This is a genomic window from Ectobacillus sp. (assembly GCF_056992975.1).
In genome coordinates this window covers 1-5,456 of sequence record NZ_JBXKMX010000066.1, presented here as the reverse complement: position 1 = coordinate 5,456, position 5,456 = coordinate 1, and the positions used below count along the sequence as shown (strand labels likewise).

The 5,456-nt window shown below is 38.9% G+C and carries 6 protein-coding genes; all 6 read right to left on the bottom strand.

Going from position 1 to position 5,456, the window contains the following annotated elements; all coding sequences use genetic code 11:
- On the bottom strand, positions 1–803 hold an 803-nt coding region (locus AC11ZT_RS03390; protein ID WP_484058257.1), incomplete at its 3' end, for an FAD-dependent oxidoreductase.
- 109 nt (positions 804–912) lie between these two features.
- Positions 913–2,415 carry a tetratricopeptide repeat protein gene (locus AC11ZT_RS03385; RefSeq protein WP_484058256.1) on the bottom strand — a complete coding sequence of 501 codons (1,503 nt, stop codon included), beginning with the start codon at positions 2,413–2,415 and terminating at the stop codon, positions 913–915.
- A 108-nt stretch (positions 2,416–2,523) separates the two neighbouring features.
- Positions 2,524–3,048, bottom strand: coding sequence for an acyltransferase (locus tag AC11ZT_RS03380; protein WP_484058255.1), 525 nt, complete (start codon positions 3,046–3,048; stop codon positions 2,524–2,526).
- Positions 3,049–3,152: 104 nt separating this feature from the next.
- Positions 3,153–3,965: a prolipoprotein diacylglyceryl transferase gene (gene lgt / locus AC11ZT_RS03375; RefSeq protein ID WP_484058254.1), complete on the bottom strand. Its 813-nt coding sequence runs from the start codon at positions 3,963–3,965 to the stop codon at positions 3,153–3,155.
- Between the two features lie 27 nt (positions 3,966–3,992).
- Positions 3,993–4,916 carry an HPr(Ser) kinase/phosphatase gene (gene hprK / locus AC11ZT_RS03370; RefSeq protein ID WP_484058253.1) on the bottom strand — a complete coding sequence of 308 codons (924 nt, stop codon included), beginning with the start codon at positions 4,914–4,916 and terminating at the stop codon, positions 3,993–3,995.
- Between the two features lie 95 nt (positions 4,917–5,011).
- On the bottom strand, positions 5,012–5,386 hold the full coding sequence (locus AC11ZT_RS03365) for a phage holin family protein (protein ID WP_484058252.1): 375 nt from the start codon (positions 5,384–5,386) through the stop codon (positions 5,012–5,014).
- Positions 5,387–5,456: the final 70 nt, after the last annotated feature.

The following is a 5,456-nucleotide window of genomic DNA, read 5'->3' as shown; positions in this document are numbered from 1 at the left end:
GTTTCCATACGTTCGTTTGTTACGATATAGCCTGTTTCATTCGTAATTTGTAGCCCTTCAAATGGTTTAGAAAGTGGTAGCATCCCTACATAAATAAAGGCACCGTCTGCTTTAAATTCTTGTTCTGCGCCTGTATTGACATCAACTAATGTTAAGCTACCTACTTTTCCGTTTGTTTCATTGATTTGTTTTACCGTGTGATTCCAAACGAACGAAATCTTTTCATTTTGAAAAGCACGATCTTGTAGAATCTTTTGCGCACGAAGTTTATCACGACGATGAACAATCGTAACCTTCTTCGCAAAACGTGTTAAGTACACACCTTCTTCTACTGCAGAGTCTCCGCCGCCAATTACAACGAGTTCCTTTTCTTTAAAGAATGCACCGTCACAAACCGCACAATACGAAACTCCTCGTCCGCCTAATTCCTTTTCACCTGGAACACCAATTTTTTTATATTCCGCGCCACTTGCAATGATGATAGAACGAGCTTTAAATTCTTTTTTACCTGCAAGAATGGTTTTGTATTCTTTCCCGTCGATGATTTCCTTTACATCACCATACGCGTATTCAGCACCAAAATACTTAGCATGATCAAACATTTTTGTTGATAAGTCTGGTCCTAGAATACTTTCATAACCAGGGTAGTTTTCAATTTCTTCCGTGTTTGCCATTTGACCACCTGGAATACCGCGTTCAATCATTAATGTGCTAATATTAGCACGTGATGTATAAATTGCTGCTGTCATTCCGGCAGGTCCAGCTCCAATTATCACAACATCATAAATTTTTTCTTCAGACATACTCTTCACTCCTTTTTAGCCATGCGTTCTTCTTCAAATATAGGTTCATTATACTGATAGGGTTTGTTTTTTTCTACTAATTTGCCTAATGATCCATGAGACGGACAACCTATTGTTGATTTAGAATTTGTACATACTTCCGAATCGTTGAAATGCTTACATTATAAATATGCCCCAGTTCAGCTTGCGTCATCTTTTGTTTTTGATTTTTACGAATCAAGTACTCAATAGCCGCTGACCATCCAAACGTATTGGAAAATGATACGTTTGTTTGATAAAGAGAAGCGAACGTCCGAAACCAAAACTGAAGGCAATCTTCAATTAAAGTGTCATCTTTTTTCGTATATTCATACAATACATCTGCAATTTGCGCACATTTCGCAAATACTCGCAGATCACGCGGTATACTTTTCTCACTATTTACAATAAAGAAGTAACGAGCCCATTCTGAAATAACAGATTGCTCTTTGGATTGCATCGTTTCAAAGAATACTTGTTCATTCTCATTCGTTTGTAATTCATTCATTAAATAGAGCGCCAGCATTTTTTCTTCCAAGCATTTTGCACTAGAAAGAGAATGCTTTAGCTGCGTAAGAAGAACGCTTTGATTTCCATCGGCTAAATCGACAGCATTCCATGGTTCTTTCCCTTTCTTGTCCGGATACATTTCCAAGACACGTTGCCATGTTTTCTCAGCGACTTTCTTGTCATCACACATATAAGCTGAATAAGCAAGCCAATAATAGAAGCTAAAATCGCCTTCATATCCTTGTCTCTTTAACTGATTTAGCCATCTATAAGCAGATTCGAATTTTCCAATAGTGGCCAGTGTGGTTCCGAGCTTAAAACGTTGTTCAATTAAGATTGGAAATACATTTTCCAGCTGCCCTGCCAGCTTTTGTACCTGCTCTTCTTCCCCAACACTATATAAAAATATCAAGGCATTGCAAAGTGCGTGAATATTTCCTGGATTTTTCTCAAGTACCGTATCCACGATTTTCATTGCTTTTTCAATTTCTCCAAGCTGAAAACGGGCAATGGCTAAATTGTTGTAAGCCGCCCAAAAATCTGGATATTCATCTAGCATCGTTTCAAGAGTAGAAATGGCTTCATCTAGCTGACCGTTACGAATAAACCGATTGGCACGCTCCTGTAATAATATAAGCTCGTCTTCATCCTCGAATTCATCATCCTCGTCTTCCTCATCTGCTATTATGTCAAGCAAATCGAGAATTTCATCGGAAAACTCACCCTCTTCTTCGGCATCTAAATATCGCTCTGCATATTTTTTCGCCTGTTGAAACAGTCCAAGAAACGCATAGTTATTTGCTAAAAAATAGTAGCATTCCGTCATAGATGAATCCATACGGAGGACATTATTTAAAAACTGATTCGATTCATGATATTGTCCAGCTTCTGATAATGCAGACGCAAGCTGACAAAGGATTACCGGTTTTTTTTCTGTATGTGCGGCACGTTTTAAATATTTAATTGCCTCTTGTAAGTTATGTCGTCGATAAGCCTTCATCCCTTTTTCATACAAAAATTGGGCAGATTGCTGCAACGCGATGACTTGTCCTTTCTCTTTTTCCACCTGTTGTTTTGTCCCCATAAGTCCTCCACCTACTGATTTCTGTCATATTCTACCTTAAGTATAAACGATTGTAAGAAAAACAAAACAATATATTTTATGCATCCGCATGTTTCTTCATAACTACTATTATGAAAAAGGAAGAGCTTTATTATTTCTTGTTTGCATTTCCTCTTTTGTATATATAAGTTGCATCGGATTTCCTCCAACAAAGGACCCGGCTGGCACATCTTTATGAACAAGTGTACCTGCTGAAACAATAGCGCCATTTCCAATTTCTACACCGGGCAAAATCGTACAATTTGCACCAATCATCACTTCATCCCCAATGACAATGTCACCCAAACGGTATTCAGTGATTAAATATTCGTGGGCAAGCAAAGTTGTATTATATCCGATCACCGTATTGCGGCCAACTTTAATTTTTTCTGGAAACATAATGTCTAGCATCACCATAAGGGCAAAGGATGTTTGCTTTCCAACCTCCATATGTAAAAACGTTCGATACAACCAGTTTTTCATACTTAAAAACGGTGTATAACGCGCAAGCTGAATGATAATAAAGTTTCTCATAACCTTCCAAAATGGCACCGTTTTATACACATGCCAAAGTGAATTCGCACCTGAAACAGGGTAACGTGTCGTACGTCTCACAATCCTTCCCTCCTTACCTTTCCTATATACAGACGAAACTCCCTTATAAGGGAGTTTAGCATAACTATAGAAACACACAGCGCCCTAGAGAGGCGCTGTTTTCTTTACTCTTCTATATATCGTTTGTCGGCATATCCCATCTTACGACGAAGGAAAACGACAAGAATAGAAGCTACCACAAGTACGATAGATACTACCTGTGCAATACGTAAAGGTCCTAACATTAAACTGTCAGTTCGAAGACCCTCTACAAAAAACCGACCGATGGAATACCAAGTCAAATACGTGAAGAACAATTCCCCTCGGCGAAGATTCACTTTTCTGAGAAGGAGTAATACAATAACACCCGCGAGGTTCCACAGTGATTCATATAAAAAAGTAGGCTGATAGTACACACCATCAATATACATTTGATTAATAATAAAGGTAGGTAAATGCAAGCCTTCTAAAAAGGCGCGTGTAACCGGACCGCCATGTGCCTCTTGGTTCATAAAGTTACCCCAACGACCGATTGCTTGCCCTAGTAAAATACTTGGAGCGGCAATATCTGCAAGCTTCCAAAAAGATACTCCACGTCGACGGGCAAAGATTACAGCCGTAAGAACACCGCCAATTAAGCCTCCATGAATAGCTAGACCGCCCTGTCTAATATTAATAATTTGAGAAGGATTGCTACCATAGTAGTCCCATTCAAACGCCACATAATACAAGCGTGCACAAATAATTGCAATAGGAATGGCAATAAGAACTAAATCAATGAAAATATCCTTTGGTAGACCTCTTCGCTGTGACTCCCGAATGGCAAGCCATAAGCCAAGCAGCATACCTGACCCGATAATAACACCATACCAATAAATTGGCAACGGACCTAACTGAATAAATACACGGTCAAAATGTGGTACATTTCCGAGAAGCACATTCTCCACTCCTATTCTTTTCTGTTATTAATCTCCTGTTTCAATGGCATTCATCAATCGTTCTGAAAATTGTTGCGCCGCATTTACTCCCATACGTTTCAGACGGAAATTCATGGCTGCCACTTCAATAATAACAGCTAAGTTACGACCAGGGCGAACAGGAAGCGTTATTTTTGTAATTTCTGTATCAATAATTTTCATCTTCTCTTCATCAAGGCCCAGACGGTCATAGTTTTTATTTTGATCCCACAGTTCAAGATGAATAGCAAGCGAAATACGCTTATGATTTCGAACCGCCCCGGCACCAAATAACGTCATGACATTAATGATACCAAGACCGCGAATTTCAAGGAGATGTTCAATTAATTCCGGTGAACTTCCGACTAATGTATCTTCATCCTCTTGCCTAATTTCTACACTATCATCTGCTACAAGACGATGCCCACGCTTTACAAGTTCGAGCGCCGTTTCACTTTTTCCAACGCCGCTTGATCCCATAATCATCACACCAACACCGTATATATCCACAAGTACCCCGTGAACGGCAGTGGTAGGCGCTAATTTACTTTCCAAATAGTTTGTTAATCGACTAGATAAGCGCGTTGTTTTCTGCGTCGAACAAAGGAGTGGAACACCCGACTCCTGCGAAGCAAGAAGCAGTTCAGGCGGAACTTCTTGTCCTCTTGTTACAATGATACACGGCGTCTCATCTGTACATAACGCTTCCATTCTTTCCTTCTTTTGCTGCGGGGTTAATGTATTAAAAAACGTAATTTCCGTTTTACCAAGCAATTGTACACGATCAGCAGGATAATATGTAAAAAAACCAGCCATTTCAATACCTGGACGAGATAAGTCACTCGTTTGAATCGAACGATGAATCCCTTTCTCGCCGCTCACAAGATCAAGACGAAAATACTCTATTAAATCCTTCGTACGAACCTTTGGCATGCCAAACCTCCATGTAAAATAAGTATGTTAGTTTTACTGTAGCGTTATTGTATCACTTTTTCAAATGAAAAAACATCTCACACAAAGGAGATGTCTCATTTACGCTTAGAAAGTGGATTTAACACCGTGTTATCTATGAGCATATTAAATAACGCAATAAAAATAGCCGCTACAATTGCTGTACCAAATCCTTGTATATGAAACGCATTACCAAGAAGGTACTCCACAATTTTTAATGTAAACGCATTGATGACAATTAAAAAGAAACCAAAGGTAAACACGGTAATCGGCAATGTAATCAAAACTAAAAACGGCTTAACAAACACATTTAAAATAGCTAAAATAATGCTTGCTACAATCGCCGTCGGAATATTTTCTATATAAAACGAGTTCGGAGCGAGTATTTTCAAAAGCCCAGAAACCACAATTAAGACAAGACTATTAATTAAAATCGATAAAACCCATTTCATTCCAGCACATCCTTTTCACCCATTTCTTCCTATTCCATCATACGCTATTTACTGGTAAATCGCCAAGAGC

Bases quoted from the DNA above. Each gene is read 5' to 3' on its own strand.
- AC11ZT_RS03385 (WP_484058256.1), bottom strand. From the start codon at position 2,415: ATGGGGACAAAACAACAGGTGGAAAAAGAGAAAGGACAAGTCATCGCG.
- hprK (WP_484058253.1), bottom strand. From the start codon at position 4,916: ATGCCAAAGGTTCGTACGAAGGATTTAATAGAGTATTTTCGTCTTGAT.
- AC11ZT_RS03365 (WP_484058252.1), bottom strand. From the start codon at position 5,386: ATGAAATGGGTTTTATCGATTTTAATTAATAGTCTTGTCTTAATTGTG.